Below are 22,022 nucleotides of genomic sequence, written 5' to 3'. Positions count from 1 at the left end.
GCGCCCGCCGCCGATCTGCGGGATCGGGCACACCGGCGGCTCATGCGCCGGGGCGCTGAGCGACCTCGTCGGTGTAGTCGCCGGCGACGATCTCGACGCGGTTGCCCTCGGGGTCGAGCAGGACCGCCTCGTAGTAGCCGTCGCCGGTGAGCCGGGGCCCGTCGACCACGGGCACCCCGGCGGCGCGCGCCCGGGCGGCCAGGTCGTCGACGTCGGCGCGGCCGGGCAGGGCGAAGGAGATGTGGGCCCAGCCGAGGGCCTCGGCGTCGGGGCGGGCGGTGATGTCGGGGCGGCTCATGAGCTCGAGCCGGCTACCGCGCCCGCCGGGTCTGCCGGGCGCATCGCCGGAGGTGTCGGGGGCGAAGGTGAGGATGAAGGTGCGCAGGCCGGTCCTGGGATTGTGGTACTCGCCGTTAGACCGTCCTGCGAACCAGCGGGCGTAGAAGTCGCGTGCGCCGGCGAGGTCGGAGACCCAGACGGCGGCGTGGTCGATGCGGGGCATGCGTACGTCCTCTCGGGCGGCGTGCTGGTACTCGGTCCCGGGCGTCTGCTCGCGCAGGGAGGCACTGCGCATTCTAGATGACTGACTCCGGGGGCGCCGGTTCTGCCCGGCCCCCGGCGGCCGCGGGCCCGGGCCGGCGGCCTCGGAACAGATCCCCGGGGAGGATCTCAGCCCTTGACGGCGCCCTCCGTCATCCCGGAGATGAACTGCCTCTGGAGAGCCAGGTAGAGCACCGCCGTGGGCAGGGCCACGAGCACGGCGCCGGCGGCCAGGAGGGTGGAGCCCTGCGTGTACTGGCCCTGGAAGAGGGCCAGCCCCAGCGGCGCGGTGCGCACCCGCCCCGAGGGCGACATCACCAGGGGGATGAGGAAGTCGTTCCACGTCCACATGAAGGTCAGGACGATCTGGGTGACGACGGCGGGCCGCCCGATGGGCAGGAGCACGGAGCACAGGATGCGGATGTCGCCGGCGCCGTCGATCCGCGCCGCCTCCAGGATCGCGGGGTCCACGCCCCGGAAGAAGGCCCGCATCCAGAAGGTGCCGAAGGCGAGCGACTGGGCCGTCTGCGGCAGGGCCACCGCCCAGACGGTGTCGGTGAGCCCCAGGCCGCGCAGGTCGAAGAACAGGGGCAGGACGACCGCCTCGGAGGGGACCATGATGCCCAGCAGGAAGACGTAGAAGAGCGCCTCGGATCCCCGGGGCCGCAGGATCCCCAGGACGTATCCGCTCATGAGCGAGAGCACCAGCGCGGCGCCGACCACCAGGACGGTGATGAGCGCCGAGCTCCGCATGTACTGGGAGAAGTGGCCCTGCTCCCATGCGGCGGCGAAGTTCTCGACATGCCCCCAGCCCGTCTGCCCGACGCCCTGGGGGCTCAGCGCCAGGAGCAGGACGTAGGCGATGGGGGCCAGGGCCTGGAGCGCGAAGAGCACCAGGACGGCATAGCCGGCGGTCTTCTCGGCGGCGGAGGCTCTCATCGTCCGCGCTCCCCGAAGAGGTTGATCGTCAGGTTGATGACGAAGATGACCGCGGTCAGGATGACGGCGAGGGAGGAGGCCGTCCCGACCCGGCCCAGCCGGAAAGCCTGGTTGTAGACCTCGTAGAAGGGCACGGTCGTGGATGCGCCCGGCCCTCCCGAGGTGGTGACGTAGACCAGGTCGAAGGTCTTGAGCGCGGCGATAATGGTCAGGGTGAGTGACACGAGGATCTCGGCCCTGACTCCGGGGAGGGTCACGTACCACAGGCGCCGCCACCAGCCCGCCCCGTCGAGCGTGGCGGCCTCGTAGTAGTCCCTGGGGATGGCGGCGATCCCGGACATGAGGAGCACCGTCACCAGCCCGGTGCTCACCCAGGTGCCGATGAGGCCGACGGCGATGAGCGCCGTCGAGAAGTCCCCCAGCCAGGCTCGGGTCAGGGCGTCCAGGCCCAGCGCGCGCAGGGCTGAGTTCAGCAAGCCGTCGGGGGCGTAGATGCGCCGCCAGGCGACCGCCAGCGCCACCATGGCGACCACCTGGGGCAGGAACACCACCGTGCGGAAGAAGCCGAGGCCCTTCAGCCGGGCGCGTGTGAGCAGGTCGGCCAGCACCAGGCCGATGGCCAGGGGGATGAGGGCGTAGAAGACGATGAGGACCAGGGCGTGCCCGAAGGCGCCCAGGAGACGGTCGTCGGAGAGGGTCTGCACGTAGTTGTCCGCCCCCGCCCAGGTCCCCGTGCCCAGCCCGTCCCACCGGTAGAGGGAGAGCAGAAGCACGCGGGCCAGGGGGTAGAGCATGAACGCCCCGTAGAGGGCCAGGGGCGGGGCCATGAGGCCGAGCGCGGCGAGCCTGCGTCCGCTGCGCCTGGACGGCTTGGCCGGGAGGTGCGGCGCCGGCGGGCGGGGCCTGTCGGTCTGTGCGCTCATGGTCTCCTGCGTCTCCTGCGTCTCCTGCGTCTCCTGCGTCTCCTGTGCGGGCGTGGCGGCCTGCGGGCCTGCGGCGGCGGTCGGGCCGCGGCCGTCAGCGGCCGTCAGCGGCCGTCAGCCGTCGATGAACTCGGTGTAGGCGGCCTGGAGGGCGTCGGTGAACTCCTGGGGCCGGGTCCGTGCGTCCAGGAGGCCCTGGAGGGCGTCGCCCAGGACCTGGTCGAAGGTCGGTGTGGCGTAGTCGAGGTAGGGCAGGATCTCGCCGTCGGTGGTCAGCTCGCTGAAGGCGCGCATGACGTCGTTGGTCACGGAGTCCTCGGCGGTGGCGAAGCCGGCGGTGCCGTTGACCGGGACGTTGCCGGTGTCGGCCAGGACCTGCATGGCCTCGGCACTGGTGATGAAGCTGATGTAGGCCGCCGCGACATTGGGGTCCTTGGCCGCCGAGGTGATCGCGAAGGGCAGGCCGGTGCCGCCGGTGGTGCGGACCTTGTCCATCCCCGCGGCCCTGGGCGGGAGGATGAAGGCGACGTCGGAGCCCATGACCGCCTTCAGGTCGGGCGCCAGCCAGGAGCCGGCCATGAGGAAGACGCCGTCGCCCCGGGAGAAGCTCTGCCACACGGTGTCGTAGTCGAGGCCGTTGAAGCCGTCGTTGAAGTAGCCCCTGGTGGCCCATCGGTGGCCGCGGCGAGGTTCTCCGGGGTGTTCCAGGAGGCCCCGGCACTGCCGAAGCCGAGGGCGCGGATGGTCGCGGCGTCCACGTGGGCGCCCTGGACGGGGCCGAAGACGTGGAGGCCGGGCCACTTCTCGACATTGCCGAGCATGAGCGGGGTCTGCCCGGCGTCCTTGATGGTGGCGAGCTGGCCGGTGAAGTCCTCCCAGCTCCGGGGCGCGGCCAGGCCCAGGGCGGACAGGCGCGACCTGGAGTAGTAGATGCCCACGGCCTCGCCGACCTGGGGCAGGCCCCACAGGGAGCCCTCCCCGAAGGTGGCTCCGTCCGCGGAGTAGGAGGAGTAGGCCAGGATGGAGGGCGGGTAGGCGGCGTCCCAGCCGTAGGCGCTGATCCAGGGGTCCAGCGGGCGCAGCTGGCCGGCGGAGACGAGCTGGCCCATGGTGCTGCGGCTGTTGTTGGCCTCGACGACGTCGGGGGCGTCCTCGCCGGTCAGCGCCAGGCGCAGGGTGGTCTGAAGGTCGTCGAAGGACTGGGAGACCCGGTTGATGGTGATGTTCGGGCAGGCCCGCATGAAGGCGTCGTTGAGACGCTGCATCTGCTCGTTCTGGCCGCCGCGGACCTCCTGGTCCCAGACCGTGAGGATCTGCTCGGGCGCGGAGGCGATGTCGGTGGACACCTCCACGGGGGTGGCGCCGGCCGAGGCGGAGCCGCCCTTGGGGGCGCAGGCGGACAGGGAGGCGGCGACGGCGAGCGCACCGGAGCCGAGCAGGAGGCCGCGGCGGCTCATGGTGCGCGAGGCGACAACGGCGGCAAGAGGGGTGGGGCTCAACGGGGGGCTCCTTCATGCGGTTGCGGAGTGGTCGGGGAGATCGCCTGGACGTCGTCGACGGCGTCGATGGCGTCGATGGCGTCGAGCAGGTCCAGGAAGCTGAGGTCGTAGCCGGGGACGGGGCTGATCCGGCGGGCGCGCGCGGCGAGCCGAGCGGGGGTGGGGGCGCCGGCCGAGCCGCCCGGGTGCTCGACCGCCAGGGAGGCGGCGATGCTCGCCAGGCTGAGGGCCGTCCTCAGGGGCAGGCGGTGGATCAGGCCCCAGGTCAGGGCGGCGGTGAGGCAGTCTCCGGCGCCGGTGGCGTCCACCGCCCGGGCGGGGGCGGCCGGCAGGGCGATCTCCTGCTCGCCGTCGCAGGCGACGACGCCGCGGCTCCCGCACGTGACGACGGCCACCGGGACCCGCTCGGCGAGCGCGCGGGCCGCGTGGCGCGCTGAACCGGTGCGGGTGTAGCGCACGGCCTCGGCGTCGCTGGGGGTGACGGCGTCCGCGATGTCGAGCGCGGCGAGGTCGGCCGGGTCCCATCGGCCGGTGGCGTCCCAGCCGACGTCGCCGACGACGATGGCGGGCTCCCGCCCGGTGCGCCAGGAGCCGATGGTCCTCCGGTTCGCCGCCAGGGCGCGCAGGTCGGCCAGGAGCGCGCAGGGGGCGGGGAGGCCCGCCAGCGGCGGGGTGGCGTCCGACCCGCAGCTGGTCATGGCCCGGTCGCCGTCGAGGCCCAGGGACACCGTGACCGGCTGGCGCTCCACCCGGCGGGCGTGGCGGAGGTCAACGCCCTCCTCGGCGAGGGCGCCGCGCACCAGGTCTCCGGCGCGGTCCTCGCCCAGGTCGCAGCGCACCATCACGGGCGCTCCGAGCCGCGCCAGCACGACGGCCTGGTTGGCGCCGCCTCCGGGGGCGACGGCGCACTCCGGGACCCACTGCTCCTCCCCCGGGCGCGGGGCGCGGGACAGGCCGCTCATGACGACGTCGAGGAAGACGGGGCCCGCAACGCAGACAGGACGGCTGATGCTTCTCACGGCGACCTCCTTGTCAGCAGCGCATCCCGCCTCAATGATGCCACCAGATGCCAATAATGAGCAAATCCAGTCATAGTCGAGCAAGAATCGCGCACGTGCTGTAATCTTCGAGCATGTTGGTTCCACAGCGCCGTTCCGCGATACTCGACCTGGTGCGCGAGCAGGGCGGGGCCACCGTCGCGGACCTGGCCCGGCGCCTGGAGGTCTCGGAGTCGACGATCCGCCGCGACCTCAATCACCTCGACCGGCAGGGCAGGCTTCAGCGCGTGCGCGGCGGCGGGGCCGCGGAGGCGGACGAGCAGCCCTTCTCGCACGTGGCCGTCCGCTCGGCGCCCGAGAAGGATCGCATCGGCGCCGCCGCGGCGCGCCTGGTGCGAGACCGTGACGTCGTGCTCATCGACATCGGCACCACCTGCGCGGCGGCCGCCCGCCACCTGCGCGGCCGGAAGATCACCGTGGTGACCGCCTCGCTGGCCGTGGTCGACGAGCTGCGCGAGGATCGCGCCGTCGAGCTCATTGTGCTCGGGGGGCTGCTGCGCCCCTCCTACCTCTCCCTCGTGGGCGCCCTGCCCCTGCAGGCCCTGGCCCAGCTCAGCGCCGACGTGGCCTTCATGGGCGCCTCCGGGCTGCGCCCCGACGGCACGGTGCTCGACTCCACAGGTACCGAGGTTCCCATCAAGCACGCCATCCGGGAGGCGGCCGAGCGCACCTGCCTGCTGGCCACCACCGACAAGTTCCCGGGGTCGGGGCTCCTGCCCGTGTGCCCGGTCACCGACCTTCAGACGGTTGTCACCACCGCCGCCCCGGCGACGGACCCGCTGCCGTCCCTGGAGAGCACCGACACGGAGGTCATCCCCGTATGAGGCTCGTGATCGCAGGCGGCGGAGGCTTCCGCGTCCCCCGGGTGATCGAGGTGCTCGCCGCCGCCCGCGCGGGAACCGGCCCCTACCCGGGACTCGAGGTGGACGAGGTCTGCCTCTACGACGTCTCCCGGCGCCGCCTGGACGTCATGCGCGCCGTCATCGCGGACCTCGGCCTTCCCCACGCCCCCGCGGTCGTGACCACCACGGAGCCGGCCGAGGCCGTGCGCGGGGCGGACTTCGTCTTCTCGGCCATCCGCGTGGGAGGCGCGCACGGGCGCGTCGTCGACGAGCGCGTGGCCCTGGACCACGGCGTGCTCGGCCAGGAGACGGTGGGCGTCGGCGGCTACGCCTACGCCTTCCGCACCGTCCCCGCCGCCATGGAGCTCGCCCGCGTGGTACGGGACCTCGCGCCCGAGGCCTGGGTCATCAACTTCACCAACCCGGCAGGCCTGATCACTCAGGCGATGCGCACGCTCCTGGGCGAGCGCGTCGTGGGCATCTGCGACACCCCGATCGGCCTGGTGCACCGGGTCGCGGCGGCCCTGGGGCTGGACGAGAGGCGGGTCGGCACCGCCGATGGCGGGGAGCTCGACTTCGACTACGTCGGGCTGAACCACCTGGGCTGGCTGCGCTCGCTGAGCACGGCCGGGCACGACCGCCTGCCCGACCTGCTGGCCTCGGACGAGGCCCTGGAACGCATCGAGGAGGCCCGCGTCCTCGGCGCCGACTGGGTGCGGGCCCTGGGCATGCTGCCCAACGAGTACCTCTTCTACTACTACCTCAACCGCGAGTCCGTGGCCCGCATTCGCCGGGAGGCCCTCACCCGCGGGCAGTTCCTGGAGCGCCAGCAGGAGACCTTCTACGACGCCGTCGAGAGGGAGCCCGGACGGGCCGGGGAGCTGTGGACCCGCGCCCACCGGCAGCGGGAGGCCACGTACATGTCCGAGTCGCGCCGGCCCGGCGAGCTGGACCGGCGCGAGGAGGACCTGGCGGGCGGCGGCTACCAGCAGGTGGCGCTCGACCTCATGACGGCCGTGTCCACGGGGAGGCCCGCCCGGATGATCCTCGACGTCGGCAACGCCCAGGCCCACGGCCTGGACGGCGCCGGGCTCCTCGTGCCGCAGCTGCGCGAGGACGCGGTGGTGGAGGTGCCCTGCGTGGTCGACGCCGACGGGGTGCACCCCCGGCGGGTGGGGCGCCTGGCGGGCGCCGAGCTCGGACTGGTCAGCGCCGTCAAGGGCTGCGAGGAGCTCGCGATCGACGCCGCGCTCAGCGGGGACCTCACCCTGGCGTGGCGGGCCCTGGCGGCCCATCCCCTGGTCGACTCCGTCCGCGCGGCCCGCCGCATCCTGGACGGCTACCTCCGCAGCAGCCCCGAGGTGGCGCGGGTCTTCGAACGCTGAGGAGCCCCGGACCAGCTGCCGCGCCCGGCCGCCCGCCGACGGGAATAGATCCCCGCGGCCCCGGGTTCACCCCACACGCATTCATAGAAATGCCTGTTTTCTGAACTCCGTTTCGAAAGGTTGTCCTTATGGCCGGATCGCGTTTCCCCCGTCGTCGCCTCCTCCTGGGGCTTGGCGGCCTCATCCTCATCGCGCTCGCCATCGCCCTGCCCGTCTTCAAGCCGTGGCTCCTTTTCGTCAACACGAGGGTCGACGACAAGATCCCCCAGGTGGCGGCCGCCGGCCAGGCACCCGCCACCGGGGAGCCGGCGGGCAGCGCGACGGGGAGTCCCGCAGCCGGCGCCGAGGGTCCCGAGCTGGTCGCACGCGGCACCTTCATCTCCCACGAGCACACCACCACCGGCGAGGCGAGCATTGTGCGCGGCTCCGACGGCTCCCACCAGCTGGTGCTCTCCAACCTGGAGACCAGCAACGGCCCCGATGTGCGGGTGTGGCTGAGCGCGGGCCCCGTCGTCGAGGGGGCCGCCGGGTGGACGACCGCGGGCGACCACGAGCACCTCGAGGTGGCCCCCCTCAAGGGCAATCGCGGCAACCAGGTCTACGACCTGCCCGCGGACTTCGACCCGGCGGCGTGGCCCTCCGTCGACCTGTGGTGCGAGGACTTCAGCGTGTCCTTCGGAGCGGCGGCGCTCAGCCCCGCCGGGTGAGGCCGCCGCTCGCGATCAGTCCTCGGCGGCGCTGGGGCGGGTCATGTCGACCGGCACGACCCAGGCGTCGAACTCCTCGGGCGTGACGAAGCCGAGCTCGAGGGCGGACTCGCGCAGGGACAGGCCCTTGTGGTGGGCGTTCTTGGCGATCTTGGAGGCCTTGTCGTAGCCGATGCGGCGGTTGAGGGCCGTGACCTGCATGAGGTTGGTCTCCAGGTTGTGCTCGATCCTGGCGCGGTTGGGCTTGATGCCGTAGGCGCAGTGCTCGTCGAAGGACACGCAGGTGTCGCCGAGCAGCTGGATGGACTCCAGCACGCACCAGGCCATGACCGGCTTGAAGACGTTGAGCTGGAAGTTGCCCTGGGAGCCAGCGAAGCCGACGGTGGCGTCATTGCCGAAGACCTTGGTGGCCACCATGGTCATGGCCTCGCACTGGGTGGGGTTGACCTTGCCGGGCATGATCGAGCTGCCGGGCTCGTTCTCCGGGATGATGAGCTCGCCGATGCCGTTGCGGGGGCCGGAGGCGTACCAGCGCACGTCGTTGGCGATCTTCATCAGCGCGTCGCCCAGCACGCGCAGGGCCCCGGAGACCAGCACCAGGGCGTCGTGGGCGCCCAGGGCGGCGAAGAGGTTGCCGGCCTGGGTGAACTCGATGCCGGTCTCCTCGCTGATCCTCTTGGCGGCCAGCGCGCCGAACTTCGGGTGGGCGTTCAGGCCCGTGCCCACGGCGGTGCCGCCGATGGCGAGCTCGCGGGCGCGCGAGTCGGCGTAGCGGATGCCGTCCAGGGCAAGGTCGATCTGGGCGACCCAGCCGGAGATGACCTGGCCCAGCCGGATGGGGGTGGCGTCCTGGAGGTGGGTGCGGCCGACCATGACGACGTCGTCGTACTCCCTGGCCTTGGCGTCCAGGGTGTCGCGCAGCCGCTGCACCCGCGGGTACATACGGGCGAGCTCGCAGACGACGGCGATGTGCATGGCCGTGGGGAAGGTGTCGTTGGAGGACTGGCCGCGGTTGACGTGGTCGTTGGGGTGGACCGGCGTCTTGGTGCCCATCTGGCCGCCGGCCAGCTCGATGGCGCGGTTGGAGATGACCTCGTTGGCGTTCATGTTGGACTGGGTGCCGCTGCCGGTCTGGAAGACGACCAGCGGGAAGTGGGAGTCCAGGTCGCCGGAGATGACCTCGTCCGCGGCGGCGGCGATGTACCGGGCGATGTCCTCGGGCAGCTCGCCGAGCTCGGCGTTGGCCAGGGCGGCGGACTTCTTGAGCACGCCCAGGGCCTTGATCAGGGGGCGGGTCAGGACGAAGGTCTCCCGGCCGATATTGAAGTTGGTCAGGGAGCGCTGCGTCTGCGCGCCCCAGTAGCGGTCGGAGGCGACCTCGACGGTGCCCATGGAGTCGGATTCGGTGCGCGTCGTGGCGGCCCGGTCGGGCGTCGTTGCATCAGTTGTCATGGGAGCAAGGCTATGCGCTCGGTGCACGCGTAGGTGCGCGGACGGGCGCATCTGGCGGCTTTTCAGGCCGATCGCGACGGGCCAGGAGAACGGGCCGGAGAGCGGGCCGGGAAGCGCTCATCGGAGTCGATGACCCTGATGACCTCGAGGCCGTGCGTGGGCGGCCGTGCGTCCCTGGAGACCTGCGCCTCTCCAGCACGCGGGCGACGGCGGTGCGCGCCCTGCTGGCGGGTCCGCCCGCGCGAGCGGATGTGCTCCGATCCACGGGGCGAGCCGGCCGGATCGCCTGCGGCCTCATCGACGTCGTCGCCGGCACTGCCAACCATCACTGCCGACCATGCCGAGAAAAGGGACACCGGCTAGCGGTGCGGGGGCCGCTCTCGCGGGCCGGGCTCAGTGGAGGGCCTTGTACAGGGTCAGCGCCAGCACGGTGCGGTCGGACGCCTGCAGCTTGCGCAGCAGGGCGGAGACGTGGTTCTTGACCGTGCCCTCGGCGAGCACCATGCGCTCCGCGATCGCCTGGTTCGTCAGGCCCTCGGCCACCAGTGCGGCCATCTCGCGCTCGGTCGGGGTGAGGACGGCCAGCACGGGCGGCTCGCCCTCGTCGTTCTTCGGGGAGGCGAGGGCGAGCCGCGCCACGCGCGGGTCGATGACCAGCCCGCCCGCCGCCACCGCGCGCACGGCCTCGGCCAAGGACTCGATCGAGGTGTCCTTGAGCAGGAACCCCGCCGCCCCGGCGGCGACCGCCCCCTGGACGACGTCGGGCTCGTCGAAGGTGGTCAGCACCAGGACCGGCAGACCCGGGTGCATCCGGGAGCACTGCCGCACGAGCTCGATCCCGTCCATGACCGGCATCTTCGCGTCCGCCAGGACGACGTCGACCTCCCTGGCGCGCAGCACCGCCAGGGCCTCGGCCCCATGGGCGGCCTGGGCCACCACCTCGACGTCGTCGACGGTGCCGAAGAGCATGATCAGGCCCCGGCGCAGGAGCTGCTGGTCGTCAACCACCAGGATCCGGATCGGCGCACTCATCACGCCCTCCGATCGATCGAAGAGACGAGCTCCCGGGGCGGGAGCACCAGGGTGAGCAGGAAGGAGTCGTCGACCCTGCCCGCCGTCACCGCGCCGCCCAGCTCGGCGGCGCGCTCCGACAGGCCGCCGAGGCCGAACCCGGCGACGGCACCGTCCCCCTGCCCCACCAGCGCCTGCGGAACCGCCTGACGGCGCTCGGCGGGAATGTCATTGGCCACCGAGACCAGGAGGCCGTCGCCGCTTGTAGCCGCCAGGATCTCCACCGACCGCGCCCGGGAGTGCCTGAGGGCGTTGGTCAGCCCCTCCTGCACGGCGCGGTACATGAGGAGCTCAGCCGCCTCGGTGAGCACGTGCGGGCCGAGCTCGTCGCGGACCCGCACCTCCAGCCCCGTCCCGCGGAACGACGCCGCGACGGCCTCCAGGCCCGCCACGCCCCGACAGCCCTCGGCGCGCACGGGGCTCAGGGCCCGCACCCACGTGCGCATCTCGCCCACCGCCTCGCGGCTCGTGCGTTCGGCCACCGCCACCTCGTTCCACGCCGCGCTCGGGTCCGAGTCGCGCACACGGCCCGCGAACTCCAGGCTCATCCCGATCTGCGTCAGCCGGTGCCCCAGCCCGTCGTGCAGCTCATGCGCGGCCCGCGCGCGCTCATGGGCCAGCATGAGCTCCTTCTCCAGCGCCACCCTCCTCCTGGTGTCCTCCAGGGCCGCGTCGCGCTCGGCGATCGCGCGGCGCTGGGCGGCCAGGGCGACGTCATACCCGGACAGGACCACTCCGAGAGCAGTGCCGACCGACATGAGAGCCATGAAGGAGAGGACGTCGGGCAGGGTCTGCGCCCATGATCGCCCAAGGGCCAGGGACAGCACCGGCAGGGCGGACACGAACACGTCGCCGACCAGGCTCGCGCGCGCACCGATATCGACGACCAGCAGCGCGGCAGCCACCACGAGGACCGGCACGGAGAAGCCGATCGTCCCCAGCTGCGCAGGCCCGGCTACGAGAAGCAGCACGACCACCGAGCAGGCCGCGCGTCCGCGACCGGCTCCCAGCCGCCGTCGTACCACCCACAAGGCGCCGACCACACCGACCACGGCAAGGACGCAGCACAGGACCGCGACGCCGACCCCGGTGAGTGCCGAGGCCTCGAGAAGCTGCAGCCCGAAGATCGCCAGGCACACGAGTGCGAGGATCTGCAGAACGGGCAGAAGGGCGGCGCCCGTCGGCGAGATCTCCCCCGATCGATCCGGCCGGCCACCGGTGTGCTGCTGCTGGATGCTCATCCGCTCACCGTAGACCGGCTCGCACCCCGACGTCCCATGACCGGGGTCATGGGTGCGCGTCAGGATTCCTGCCCCCGGTCACGCGAGACCGCTCCGGGCGGGTTCATAGCGTCGAGGCATGACGCACTCACACACCGCAGAGTCTCCAGAGCCCCGGCCCCAGGCGCCCGAGTCGCAGCAGAAGACTCCTCGTCGCCCACCCGGCTGGGCGCGCGCCCTCCTGGCCCTCCTCGCCTTCGAGGTCGCCGCGTTCTCCTCGGCGCTGGCATACCTCATAGGCCCGCTGCGCGACGGGTACGGCTCGAACAACCTCCTGCTCAGGGCGGGGGCGACCACCCTCATCTGGCTGATCCCCCTTCCCTTCTACCTCCTGTTCACCGTCCTGCTCACCCGCTGCGCGGACCATCGGCCCATGCGCGCCGCCGGCCTGACCCTCAACCGCCGAACGCTGCTCGGCACGCTGGCCGGAACCGGAATCTCGGTGGCCGTCGTCGGCTGCCTCGCCGCGGTCCTCCTGGCTGCCGGCATCGGGACCCGGGCCCCGGCAGAGGCAAAGGAGGAGATCGCTGTGCTGCCGCTCTGGCTCGTGGTCGCAAACACTATCGTGTTCAGCTACGTGTTCCAGGGAATCGGTGAGGAGGCGCTCATGCGCGGCTACCTCCTGCAGAGCCTGTCCGACCACCCCAGGCGCGCCGTATGGGCTGCAGTGATCGTCTTCACCATCCCGCACCTGCTCTCCAACGGCGGTCAGCAGAACGCCCTGGACCACGTCCTCTACCTCGCCGTACCACTCGGATTCGCACTGGCCGCCGCCTGCCTCGCACTGATCATGCGCAGCACCTGGGCCGCCATCGGCATCCACGGCGGGTACCACCTCGGCAACCAGCTCGTCGCGATCATGGGCCTGAGCATTCCGAGCCGCCGACTCGTGTGGATCACGACCGGCCTGGTCTTCTGCGTGATCGCCGCGGTCCTCGCCTCCCGCATCAGCAAGCAGCGCTGGGCGGAGATCGCCGCCAGTGGGCCCTACGCGCCGCCGGCGGGCCGGTAACCGGCGCCACTGGCCGTCGTCAACCGCCCATCACCGCAGGGCGGGGCCGATATCCGCCCAGGCCAGCGCCCAGGTCGGGTAGAAGGCGCCGATCCGGTTGCCGATCAGACCGACCAGGAGCGCGGCGAGGACGCACGCGCTCACCAGGAGCAGCGTCCTGACGGCAGCCCGGGCCACGCCGACCGCCGCCCCTCCCCGCCCCGGGCGAGCCGCGCCTGCCTCGGCGCCGGGGCCGTCCTCAGCGCCGGAGAGGCCGTCACGAGCCGCCGCCCGGGCGGGGACGACGATGCACGCCAGCGTCGCCGCGAGCGTCAGCAGGCAGGCCATGGTGATCACGCCCGTGCCGCGGATCTGGGTGAGGGACCGCACCAGGCGGCCGCCCAGCCCGAGGCTCTCCTCCGGCGAGGCCGGGGGCGTCTCGGCAGCCGGCGGCGCCTGGGACGCGGAGGCGTCGGGGGTCGGCGTGGGCGACGGGGTCGGGGCGGGCGACGGGGTCGGGGTGGACAGCGGCACGGGCCCGTTCAGGTTGACGCTCGGACGCTGCCCCCACCAGGTGAGGAAGGCGGTCGTCTGCTCCTTCCACAGACTCCAGGAGTGCCCGCCCGCACCGGGCCTGACCGCTTCGGCGGTGTCGCCCTTCCCGACGGCGGCAGGCAGGGCGGTCACCGTCCCATTGGCCAGCGGGTCGTCCTGGGCGCCCAGGAGCCACAGGTTGATCGGGGCGTGCCGCTGACGGGCCACCAGGGTGCTCAGGGTGTTGGCGTCGCGGAGCTCGGGCGAGGCCAGTCCGCCGACGTCGGGGACGTCGTACCCGGACAGGGAGGCCGCGGTCGCGTAGACGTCGGAGCGCATAATGGCCGTCCACACCGCGCAGTAGCCGCCGGAGGACACCCCGCCCAGCGCCCACGCCTGACGGTCCGTGCGCACCCCGGGGAAGGTGGCCCGGATCATCTTGGGCACGTCCTGCTGGATCCAGGTCCCGACCTTGGCGTGTCCGACGATGTCCGCGCAGTCGGGCTCCGAGCGCTGGGTGGCGTCGGCGTTGAGCGAGGGAATGGCGACGATCGTCGGGGGCAGGCGCCCGTCGTCGATGGCCGCCTGCAGCTGGCGGCCGAGCTCCAGGCCCGGGACGACGCCATCGGCCGTGCCGGGCACGCCGTGCAGGAGCATCAGGACGTTGTAGGACTTCCCGTCGGCGGCGGAGTACCCGCGCGGGGTCCAGAACCACACGTCGTCGGTGATGCCGCTGGCGGGACCGTGGAAGCTCGTCTTGAAGGTGTTCCCGCCCTCCGAGGTCGCCTTCAGCGAGGCGACGTAGGCCGGGTCGGGCGCGGGCGGCGTCTGCGAGCCGGTGGCCTCGGCGTCCGCCTCCCCGGTCGCCTCCGGGGTGGCCACCGGCGCCAGCTCGGTCACCCCCGAGTCGCGGCCGGAGCCGGATGCCAGCTCGGCGACCTGCCCGAGCGTGTTGGCGAACCGCAGTTTCGAGTTGATCTTCGCCGTCGCGAGCCCGGTGACGAGGAGCTGGCAGATCAGTACCGCGGGCAGCGCCGCGACCAGGAGGCGCCAGCGCCGCGCAGAGCCCGCGGAGGCGTTCTTCACGTGCTTGTGGCCGGAGCGCCGACGGCGGTGTGGAAGCCACAGCAGCAGAGCGACCGTCGCGGCCAGCGCAGTCACGGTGACAACGGCGAGTCCGGCGACAAAGCCCGGAGAGACGACGCTCACGCCAGAAAGAGAGGACACTGAACCTTCCAAAGAGTTGACACGTATGAATAAGTTGGCCGCACCGGTCGGCGCCCGGGCCCGGTTCCGGACAGCAAAAAAGACTTCGGCCCCTGGTTGATATCAGGGGCCGAAGTCTTCACCGCCTCGCGGCACTTCGTAGCGGGGGCAGGATTCGAACCTGCGACCTCCGGGTTATGAGCCCGGCGAGCTACCGAACTGCTCCACCCCGCGGCGGCGGGACCAGCCTAGCCGCCGGGCCCCGGGAACTCAATCCGCCGGCGCGTGCCCTTGCTCACCACCGGGCGCCGCGGTCAGGAGCACCCTGTGCGGCGGGGCGCCCGCAGGAGCCTCCTGCGGGCGCCCCGTGAGCGGCGGGCCTTCCCCGTGTGTCAGCCGCCCAGCTTCTTCTGAGCCTCAAACGCCCGCTGGAGGGCGTTGTTGAGCCTGGCCTGCGCCTCCCCGTAGGCCGTCCAGTCCCCGGACTGCATCGCCTTGTTGGAGTCGTTCATGGCGGTCTCGGCGTCCGTGAGCGCCGCATTGAGGTCCGCCTGCGGATCGCCGCTGGATGCCGGCGCGCTCCCGGTCGCGGAGGCCGTGGGCTGCGCGCTGGGCGTCGACGTCGGCGCGCCGGCGGTTCCGGTCGCGGTCGGAGAGGCCGAGGGCTCCGCCGACGCAGCGGCGGCCGGGTCGGTGGTCGAGGACGTGTCATTGGCCGCGGCGGAGTCGCCGTCGACGACCTCCTGCCCCGTGGTCGCGCCGGAGTCCCCCCCGAAGACCTGGTTGAGCGCCTCCTTCAGCGTGTCGGCGAAGCCGATATTGTCGCCAAAGGAGACCAGCACCTTGCGCAGCAGCGGGTACTGCGTCCCGGAGGAGGACTGGACATAGACCGGTTGGACGTAGAGGAGGCCTCCGCCCACCGGCAGCGTCAGCAGGTTGCCCTTGATGACCTGCGACCCCTGCTGGCTGAGCAGGTTGAGGACCTGGCTGGCATTGCCGTCGGAGTTGAAGTTGTTCTGCACCTGGCCGGGGCCGGACACGTTGGACGAGCGCGGCAGCTCCAGGAGCCGCAGCCTGCCGTAGTCGGGGTTCCTCACCCCGGGCTCGTCGCTGGCAGTCTCGGAGTCCACGGCCAGGAAGCCGGTGAGCACGTTGCGGTCGGTATTGCCGCCGATGATGTAGACGCTGGACAGGGAGAAGGACGCCTGCTCCTGGTCCGGCATCTTCAGGGTCAGGTAGTAGGGGGCCTGCGCCGAGTCCCCGTCCTTGGTGGGGTCGTCGGGGACCTTCCAGAAGTCACCGCCCGAGTAGAAGTCCTCGGGGTTGGTCACGTGGTACCTGGCCATGACCGTGCGCTGGACCTTGAACAGGTCCTCCGGGTAGCGCATGTGGGCCATGAGGTCGGCGCTCATCTCGCTCATGGGCGTGACGGTGCCCGGGAAGACCGACTCCCAGGCGTCCAGGAGCGGGTCCTGCTCGTCCCACTCGTAGAGCTTGACGCTGCCGTCGTAGGCGTCGACGACGGCCTTGACGGAGTTGCGCACGTAGTTGGACTCCTTCGGGGCGCCGAGCAGGGAGGCCCGCCCCGTCGTCGCGTCGCTCATGGAGTCCGCCAGGGACTCGTGCTGCGAGTAGGGGTAGTTGTTGGTCGTCGTGTAGCCGTCGAGGATCCACACGACCCGCTTGGGCGTGCTCGGGTCTCCGTCGTCGTCGACGACCGCCGGGTACGGGTTGCCGTCCAGGGTCAGCCACGGCGCGACCTTGGCGACGCGCTCGGCCGGGTCGCGGTCGTAGAGGATCTGCGAGCCGGGGCGGACCTCCTGGGAGAACAGGATGTTCATCTCGGCGAACCTGGTGGCGTACAGGAGCCTGTTGAACGGGTTGGACACGTTCGGGCCGCCGCTGCCGGCGAAGGTCGTGTTGACCTGGCCGGAGGCGGCCGAGTCGTCGGGGTAGTCGAGCTCGCGCGGGCTGCCGCCGTCGTTGCCGCCCACGATCGAGTACGACGGCGAGGACTTGCCGAAGTAGATGCGCGGCTCGTAGTCGCCCAGGTCGCCCTTGGAGGGGATGCCGCCCTCCCAGAACGCGGGCGAGCCGTCCGAGCTGACCGTGTTGCCGTGGGCGGTGACCACGCCGTAGCCGTGGGTGTAGACGGTGTGGTCGTTGATCCACGTGCGCTGCCCGGCGTCCAGGCCCTCCTGGCTCAGCTCGCGCACCGCGATCACCGTGTCGCGCGACTCGTCGCCGATCCGGTAGCGGTCGACATTGAGCTGGGAGGCGAAGGAGTAGTACTGCTTGTTCTGCTGGCGCTGCTTGAAGGCCGGGGAGACGAGGTTCGGGTCCAGCAGGCGGATCGAGGTCGTCGACTCGGCGTCGTGCATGAGCTGGCCCGACTCGGCGGTGGTCGTGGCGTCATAGGTGCTCGCCTCGACGTCACCCAGGCCGTACGCGCTCAGCGTGGCCTTGATATTGCGGTCGATGTACTGGGACTCCTCGCGCTGGGCGTTGGGGTCCACGACGAACTTCTGGATGACCACCGGGTAGGCGACGCCCACGATCAGGGCCGAGATGACCATGACCGCCACGCCCGTGACCGGCAGCCGCCAGGAGCGGGTGCGCGCCGAGGCGACGAACAGGACGGCGACGACGACGCTGATCGCCGCCAGGATCGCCTGGGCCGGGATGGAGGCGTGGACGTCGGTGTAGCCGGCGCCGTCGAACTTCGCGTTGGAGGCGTACAGGGAGGAGTACCGGCTCAGCCAGTAGCTCGCACCGTGGAGCACGGAGAACAGGGCGAGGAAGACGGTGAGGTGAAGGCGTGCGGCCCGTGTGAAATGGGGCTTGCGCGCAATCGAGATCCCGCCGTACAGGTAGTGGACGACGACGCTGGCAATGCCGGCGAAGATCACCACGCGCGACAGGTAGGAGATCGCGATCTCCAGCACCGGCAGGATGAACACGTAGAAGGAAATGTCCAGGCCGAACTGCGGGTCGGGCACGCCGAAGGAGTGGGAGTGGATGGCCAGCAGCGCCTCTCGCCAGTGCGGGGCGAGCTCCCACGCCGAGGCCAGCAGCGCCAGCACGGCGGGCACGCCCCAGGTCAGTGTCCGGCGCATGGGCTCCACCGCCGTGCGGTAGGCCTCCAGGTTGCGGGTCGCCTCATCAGTCGGGAGGCTGATCTCGCGCGAGCGGTAGGCCCTGGTGATGGCGGCGAACATGGCGCCGAACATCACAATGAAGCCGACCGCGAACATGATGCCTGCGGCGACCCACTGGGTCCACAGCACGCGCGCGAAACCGAGCTGGTTGAACCAGAGCACCTCGGTCCAGGTGCGAGACAGGAAGACAATGACCGCGGCCAGCGCAGCGAGAATCCCCAGGGTCAGGACCAGCGGCCCCGGGCGACGCGAACCGCCCGCGGCGCCGGCGACCGGTCGAGACGGGCGCCGGGGCCCGCCCGACCCGGTGGAGTCCTTCCGGCCGGAACCGCGCGCGCCCTCCGAGCGCCGTGCGCCGAAGGGCGCGGCGCCGCCGAAGAGGAAGGACGCCGGATCGAAGCCGCTCAGCGGGTTCCCGCGGCCCTCATCGGGGTCCTCGGGCGCGTCGCCCGTGCGAGGGCTCTCGGCGGAGTCCCCCGGAGAGCCGGCGGTGTCGGCGGTGTCCGACTGGAAGAAACCACCGCGGACGCGCTCCTCTCGACTGGACGAGGAGGACTCGTCGGGCGCAGGACGCTTGTCGTCGGGCTCGTCGTCTGGCCTGGTGCTCACGGTCACGCTCCGTGTGGTTGAGAGGTGTGCGCGGGTGCGCGTATGGATTACGGCGCTGGGTCGCCGGACACACTCATCGTCCCACAGGTCGTGCGGAGCCCACAAAACCCGCCCCGCGACCCGCGCGAGTCGCCGGCTCGGCGGGCCCCGCGCAGGGCCGGCTCCGCCGCGGCCCGGCCCGGATCCTCATCCTCCCGGTATGTCGACGCCGCAGGGCGGGGTCCTTAGGCTCGCCGTATGACTGAGCAGACGCCCGCCCACCAGCCCGCCTCCCCGCGCCAGCGCTCCCTGAGGAGCGCCATCCTCGAGCTCGAGGAGCATGTCGCCCAGCGCGGCTGGGACGCTCCGGCCAGGGTCTTCGCACTGGTGCGCACCGCTGCGGCCCTGGAGCAGGACCCCGCGCTGGCCGAGCTGCTCGACGACGCGGCGCTGGCCCAGGCGCGACACGACCCGCAGGCGCTGACCATGATCGAGCAGGAGAACCTGCCCGCAGCCGTCGATCTGGAGGACCTGCTGGGCCGGCTCGCCTGGCCGCAGACCGTTGACGGGGTGGCGCTCGCCGTCGAGCGGCTGGTCCTGCCGGCCGAGGCGGAGCAGGAGGCCGCGGCCATCCAGGACGCGCAGGAGCGCCTGGCCTTCTTAAGGGCGCAGCCCGACCGAGAGGACGTGCGGATGGTGGTAGGGGTGCTGCGCACCGGTGAGTCCTGGTGCGCGGTCCGCTCCCGGACGCAGGACTCTGCCGACCGCGTGGTGAGTGGCGACACTCTCGTGCCTGGGCTGGTCGAGGCCCTGGCCTCGACTCTCGAGTGAGGCGGCCCGGGCCGGCTAGTCCCCCATGCCCTCTGGGCGGTTCTCGTCGGCGTCGCGGGCGCCCCCGGCGTAGCCCAGCGTCCCGTCCAGCAGGGAGGCGAGGTCCGCATCGACCTCGGCGTCCATGTCCTGGGCGGCCCGGCGCATGGTCAGGAAGTCCTCGGGGCTGGCCAGCTCGGAAGCAGCCGGCATGACATCGGGGTGCTTCCAGAACGCGTCGCGCTCGCCGTCGCCGACCTCCTCGCCCAGCAGCTCCCACAGGCGCGCGGCCTCCCTCACGCGCCGGGGGCGGAACTCCAGGCCGATGAGACGGGCGAAGACCTTCTCGGCGGGACCGCCCTGAATCCGACGACGGCGCACCATCTCCCGCAGCGGCACGGCGTGCGGCAGATGGGGGGCGGTGGCCCGTGCGGTGACGACCTCGACCCAGCCCTCGACCAGCGCCAGCAGCGTCTCCAGCTTCTCCAGGGCCTCCACCTGGGCGGGGGTCTCCTGCGGGGCGAACATGCCCGACTCCAGCGCCGAGCGGATCGCCTCGGGGTCGGAGGGGTCGACCTCGGCGACCGCCTCCTCAATGGCACCGGTGTCGACCCGTATCTCGCGCGCGTAGGTCTCGACGGCGCCCAGCAGCTGGCCGCGCAGCCAGGGAACATGGGCGTACAGGCGCGCGGCGGCCGCCTCCCGCACCGCCAGGAACATGCGCACCTGCTCGGCCTCGACCTCCAGGCCCTCGGCGAAGGCCGTCACATTGGCCAGGACAAGAGCTGTGCCGGGCTCCCGCTTCAGCGGCAGCCCGACGTCGGTGGCGGCGAGGGCCTGACCGGCGAGCTCGCCGACGGCGTGCCCGACCTGGAGGCCGAAGGCGGTGCCCGCCATGGAGCGCATGATCTGGGTCAGGGCGCCGACCTGGCGGGCGGCGTCCCCCAGATCGGGGTTGTTGTCGGCCAGGTCCTTGGTCTGGCTCTCCAGTGCGGCGGCGAGGGCGGCGGTGGCGGCCTCCGCGACCGGGGCGCACACGTCCTGCCACACCGGCAGGGTCCGCTCGACCCACTGCGAGCGCGACCAGGCCTCGCGGGCGCCGGGGGCCGGCATGAGATCGGTGGCCGTGTCCAGCCACAGGTCGGCCACCCGCAGCGCCTGGCGTGTCGCCTCGGCGTCGCCGGCCGTGATGGCCGGGTCGCCGTTCTTGGCGGCCTCCTGGAGCGCGAGGCTGCGCCCCATGGTCCAGTTGACCGGGCCGTCCTGCGCACCGGCCATCATCTGCTGCATCTGAGTGCGCATGGCCATCATCTGCCCGGGGGTGATCCGGGACAGGTCCACGCCGCTCATCTGGGCGAACTGCGCCGGATCGACGCCGGAGGAGCGCAGCGCGGCCACAGCGTCTCCGGCGACGTCAGCGCCGAAGAGGGCGGAGAGCATCTGCTCGATGTCGTCGAAGGGGTCCTCACTCATGGGGTTCCTCTCGGTGGTACGGGGTGTCGGGCCGTACGGCTGATAGCGGCTGAGGGCCGTACAGGCGCAACACGGGGAGCGTGCCACCCATTCCTGTGTACGAGCCGGGAACCGGCCCTGCTGAGACGTGGCAATGGCGACACCGCGCGCCCGCCGTCCGGACGGGGGAGACCTGGAGCCCCTTCAGGACGCATGATGGGGCCGTGACGGACGAACAGCACCACCAGACGCCGCCCTCCGCCCGCGCCGCCGAGTCCGGGCAGGAGGCTGCCGCCGAGCCCGCCCGGGAGCCGGCCGCAGGCACCGAGCCCGTTCCCAGTCTGGGCAATCGCCGTCGGCGGCGGTCCGGGCGGCTCGCGATCGGGATCGGAGCGGTGGTGCTCGCCGTGGGCCTCCTCGTCGCGGGGGCGACCGTGCGGGTGGACAAGGTCATCGAGGCGCCCGGCCCGACCTGGAACGTGCTGGCAGGGGGCTCCGGGGACCAGGGGGCCCAGGACGTCATCACCGTCACCGGCGCGCAGACCTACCCGGCCGACGGGGCGCTGCGCATGACGACGGTGTCGGTCTCCGGGTGCCCCCAGCACCCGGTGACCCTCTTCGACGTCGTGGGCGCCTGGCTCTCGCCCGACAAGACGATCCTGGACCGCGAGCAGGTCTGTCCGAAGTCGCTGAGCTCGCAGGAGGTCGAGCAGGCCAACCGGGCCCAGATGACCAGCTCCCAGAACACCGCCGTGGTCGCCGCGCTCATGGAGACGGGGATGGCCACCCGCATGGTCCTCACCATTGAGGGCACCGGGTCCGGCCAGGCCCAGGACGTGGTCGACCAGGGCGACGTCCTGACCTCCATCACGCCCGACGGCGGGCAGACGACGCCGATCACGACCTTCGCCGCGCTGCGCGAGCTGCTGACGACGATCCCGGTGGGCACGCGCGTCAGCCTGGGCATCGAGCGCGACGGCCGGCCGACGACCGTGTCGCTGACCACCGTCGAGCCCCCGGACGCGAACTCCGACGGCGCGCCGGACTCCGAGGGCTCACTGCTGGGCGTGTACCTGTCGGCCCAGGCGGACTCGGACATCAATGCGACCTTCGAGCTGTCCGACGTCGGGGGCCCCAGCGCCGGCAGCATGTTCGCCCTGGGCATTATCGACAAGCTCACCCCCGGCGACCTGACCGGCGGCAAGGACATCGCCGGGACGGGCACGATCGCCCTCGACGGGTCCGTGGGGCCCATCGGCGGCATTGCGCAGAAGATGGCCGGCGCCAAGGCCGACGGCTCCGAGTACTTCCTGGCCCCGGCCTCGAACTGCGGGGACGTGGTGGGGCACGTCCCCGACGGCCTGAAGGTCTACGCGGTATCGACGCTGCACGAGGCCGTCACCACGGTGGAGGCCATTGCCGCCGGGGACACCTCGGGGGCCTCCACCTGCGAGACGGTGCTCGCCCAGCAGTGACCCGCGAGTTTTCCACAGGGTGACAGAGCCATGGCGCGTCGCTGCGCCGCCGTGCCACCCTGCGGCTGAGCGCCCGCGGCAGCCTGCCTCTTTCGCGAACCGGGCGCCGTTT

18 protein-coding genes and 1 tRNA gene are annotated in these 22,022 nt (G+C 72.1%); 6 read left to right on the top strand and 13 right to left on the bottom strand.

All coding sequences use genetic code 11. The features are described 5' to 3' along the window. Positions 1-40 precede the first annotated feature (40 nt). The 6 genes from AIF0345_RS06685 to AIF0345_RS06660 all read right to left on the bottom strand — a co-directional run bounded on the left by AIF0345_RS06685 (position 41) and on the right by AIF0345_RS06660 (position 4,920). Entirely contained in the window at positions 41-502 is a 462-nt protein-coding gene (locus AIF0345_RS06685; RefSeq protein ID WP_268917893.1) for a VOC family protein, read from the bottom strand. A 167-nt stretch (positions 503-669) separates the two neighbouring features. After that, positions 670-1,479, bottom strand: a complete 810-nt coding sequence (locus AIF0345_RS06680; protein WP_285297727.1) for a carbohydrate ABC transporter permease — start codon at positions 1,477-1,479, stop codon at positions 670-672. After that, positions 1,476-2,402, bottom strand: a complete 927-nt coding sequence (locus tag AIF0345_RS06675) for a carbohydrate ABC transporter permease (RefSeq protein WP_285297726.1) — start codon at positions 2,400-2,402, stop codon at positions 1,476-1,478. The genes AIF0345_RS06680 and AIF0345_RS06675 overlap by 4 nt, the downstream gene beginning before the upstream one ends. A gap of 114 nt (positions 2,403-2,516) precedes the next feature. Continuing rightward, on the bottom strand, positions 2,517-3,020 hold the full coding sequence (locus AIF0345_RS06670; RefSeq protein ID WP_285297725.1) for a type 2 periplasmic-binding domain-containing protein: 504 nt from the start codon (positions 3,018-3,020) through the stop codon (positions 2,517-2,519). Further along, entirely contained in the window at positions 2,951-3,901 is a 951-nt protein-coding gene (locus AIF0345_RS06665) for an ABC transporter substrate-binding protein (RefSeq protein WP_285297724.1), read from the bottom strand. Before AIF0345_RS06665 ends, AIF0345_RS06670 begins: the two co-directional genes overlap by 70 nt. After that, the gene (locus AIF0345_RS06660) at positions 3,898-4,920 is read right to left on the bottom strand and encodes a carbohydrate kinase family protein (protein ID WP_285297723.1); all 1,023 of its coding nucleotides are present in this window, start codon (positions 4,918-4,920) and stop codon (positions 3,898-3,900) included. The genes AIF0345_RS06665 and AIF0345_RS06660 overlap by 4 nt, the downstream gene beginning before the upstream one ends. A 113-nt stretch (positions 4,921-5,033) precedes the next feature. Here AIF0345_RS06660 and AIF0345_RS06655 point away from each other — a divergent pair, with 113 nt between their 5' ends. The 3 genes from AIF0345_RS06655 (at position 5,034) to AIF0345_RS06645 (ending at position 7,893) form a co-directional block, all read left to right on the top strand. Further along, positions 5,034-5,783 carry a DeoR/GlpR family DNA-binding transcription regulator gene (locus AIF0345_RS06655; RefSeq protein ID WP_043564825.1) on the top strand — a complete coding sequence of 250 codons (750 nt, stop codon included), beginning with the start codon at positions 5,034-5,036 and terminating at the stop codon, positions 5,781-5,783. Next, the gene (locus AIF0345_RS06650) at positions 5,780-7,186 is read left to right on the top strand and encodes a family 4 glycosyl hydrolase (RefSeq protein ID WP_285297722.1); all 1,407 of its coding nucleotides are present in this window, start codon (positions 5,780-5,782) and stop codon (positions 7,184-7,186) included. The genes AIF0345_RS06655 and AIF0345_RS06650 overlap by 4 nt, the downstream gene beginning before the upstream one ends. Positions 7,187-7,314: 128 nt before the next feature. Continuing rightward, positions 7,315-7,893 carry a DM13 domain-containing protein gene (locus tag AIF0345_RS06645; protein WP_043564821.1) on the top strand — a complete coding sequence of 193 codons (579 nt, stop codon included), beginning with the start codon at positions 7,315-7,317 and terminating at the stop codon, positions 7,891-7,893. 15 nt (positions 7,894-7,908) lie between these two features. Here AIF0345_RS06645 and fumC read toward each other — a convergent pair whose 3' ends face one another. The 3 genes from fumC to AIF0345_RS06630 form a co-directional block, all read right to left on the bottom strand. After that, the gene (fumC, locus tag AIF0345_RS06640; protein WP_268917877.1) at positions 7,909-9,345 is read right to left on the bottom strand and encodes a class II fumarate hydratase; all 1,437 of its coding nucleotides are present in this window, start codon (positions 9,343-9,345) and stop codon (positions 7,909-7,911) included. 393 nt (positions 9,346-9,738) lie between these two features. Continuing rightward, positions 9,739-10,377, bottom strand: coding sequence for a response regulator (locus AIF0345_RS06635; RefSeq protein WP_285297721.1), 639 nt, complete (start codon positions 10,375-10,377; stop codon positions 9,739-9,741). Then, positions 10,377-11,657: a sensor histidine kinase gene (locus tag AIF0345_RS06630; RefSeq protein ID WP_285297720.1), complete on the bottom strand. Its 1,281-nt coding sequence runs from the start codon at positions 11,655-11,657 to the stop codon at positions 10,377-10,379. Before AIF0345_RS06630 ends, AIF0345_RS06635 begins: the two co-directional genes overlap by 1 nt. 118 nt (positions 11,658-11,775) lie before the next feature. Between AIF0345_RS06630 and AIF0345_RS06625 the strand changes: the two genes are divergently transcribed. Continuing rightward, on the top strand, positions 11,776-12,708 hold the full coding sequence (locus tag AIF0345_RS06625; RefSeq protein WP_285297719.1) for a CPBP family intramembrane glutamic endopeptidase: 933 nt from the start codon (positions 11,776-11,778) through the stop codon (positions 12,706-12,708). A 30-nt stretch (positions 12,709-12,738) separates the two neighbouring features. Here the strand turns inward: AIF0345_RS06625 and AIF0345_RS06620 are convergent, their stop codons facing one another. The 3 genes from AIF0345_RS06620 to AIF0345_RS06610 all read right to left on the bottom strand — a co-directional run bounded on the left by AIF0345_RS06620 (position 12,739) and on the right by AIF0345_RS06610 (position 18,194). Beyond that, on the bottom strand, positions 12,739-14,430 hold the full coding sequence (locus AIF0345_RS06620; protein ID WP_285297718.1) for an alpha/beta hydrolase: 1,692 nt from the start codon (positions 14,428-14,430) through the stop codon (positions 12,739-12,741). A 157-nt stretch (positions 14,431-14,587) separates the two neighbouring features. After that, a tRNA-Met gene (locus AIF0345_RS06615) sits at positions 14,588-14,661 on the bottom strand. 158 nt (positions 14,662-14,819) lie between these two features. Beyond that, positions 14,820-18,194 (bottom strand): UPF0182 family membrane protein, encoded by a 3,375-nt coding sequence (locus tag AIF0345_RS06610; protein WP_285297717.1) that lies wholly within the window; start codon positions 18,192-18,194, stop codon positions 14,820-14,822. 237 nt (positions 18,195-18,431) lie between these two features. On the opposite strand from AIF0345_RS06610, the gene AIF0345_RS06605 reads away from it, so the two are divergent. Next, on the top strand, positions 18,432-19,004 hold the full coding sequence (locus tag AIF0345_RS06605; protein ID WP_285297716.1) for a PPA1309 family protein: 573 nt from the start codon (positions 18,432-18,434) through the stop codon (positions 19,002-19,004). A 15-nt stretch (positions 19,005-19,019) separates the two neighbouring features. Here the strand turns inward: AIF0345_RS06605 and AIF0345_RS06600 are convergent, their stop codons facing one another. Next, positions 19,020-20,456 (bottom strand): zinc-dependent metalloprotease, encoded by a 1,437-nt coding sequence (locus AIF0345_RS06600; protein ID WP_043564764.1) that lies wholly within the window; start codon positions 20,454-20,456, stop codon positions 19,020-19,022. A gap of 203 nt (positions 20,457-20,659) precedes the next feature. On the opposite strand from AIF0345_RS06600, the gene AIF0345_RS06595 reads away from it, so the two are divergent. Then, positions 20,660-21,910 (top strand): YlbL family protein, encoded by a 1,251-nt coding sequence (locus AIF0345_RS06595; RefSeq protein ID WP_043564762.1) that lies wholly within the window; start codon positions 20,660-20,662, stop codon positions 21,908-21,910. The last annotated feature ends 112 nt before the right edge of the window (positions 21,911-22,022 follow it).

This window comes from Actinomyces israelii, assembly GCF_030253495.1.
Lineage (GTDB): Bacteria > Actinomycetota > Actinomycetes > Actinomycetales > Actinomycetaceae > Actinomyces > Actinomyces israelii.
Note: the sequence above shows the minus strand (reverse complement) of the source record. Positions and strands in the feature narration are given on the sequence as shown.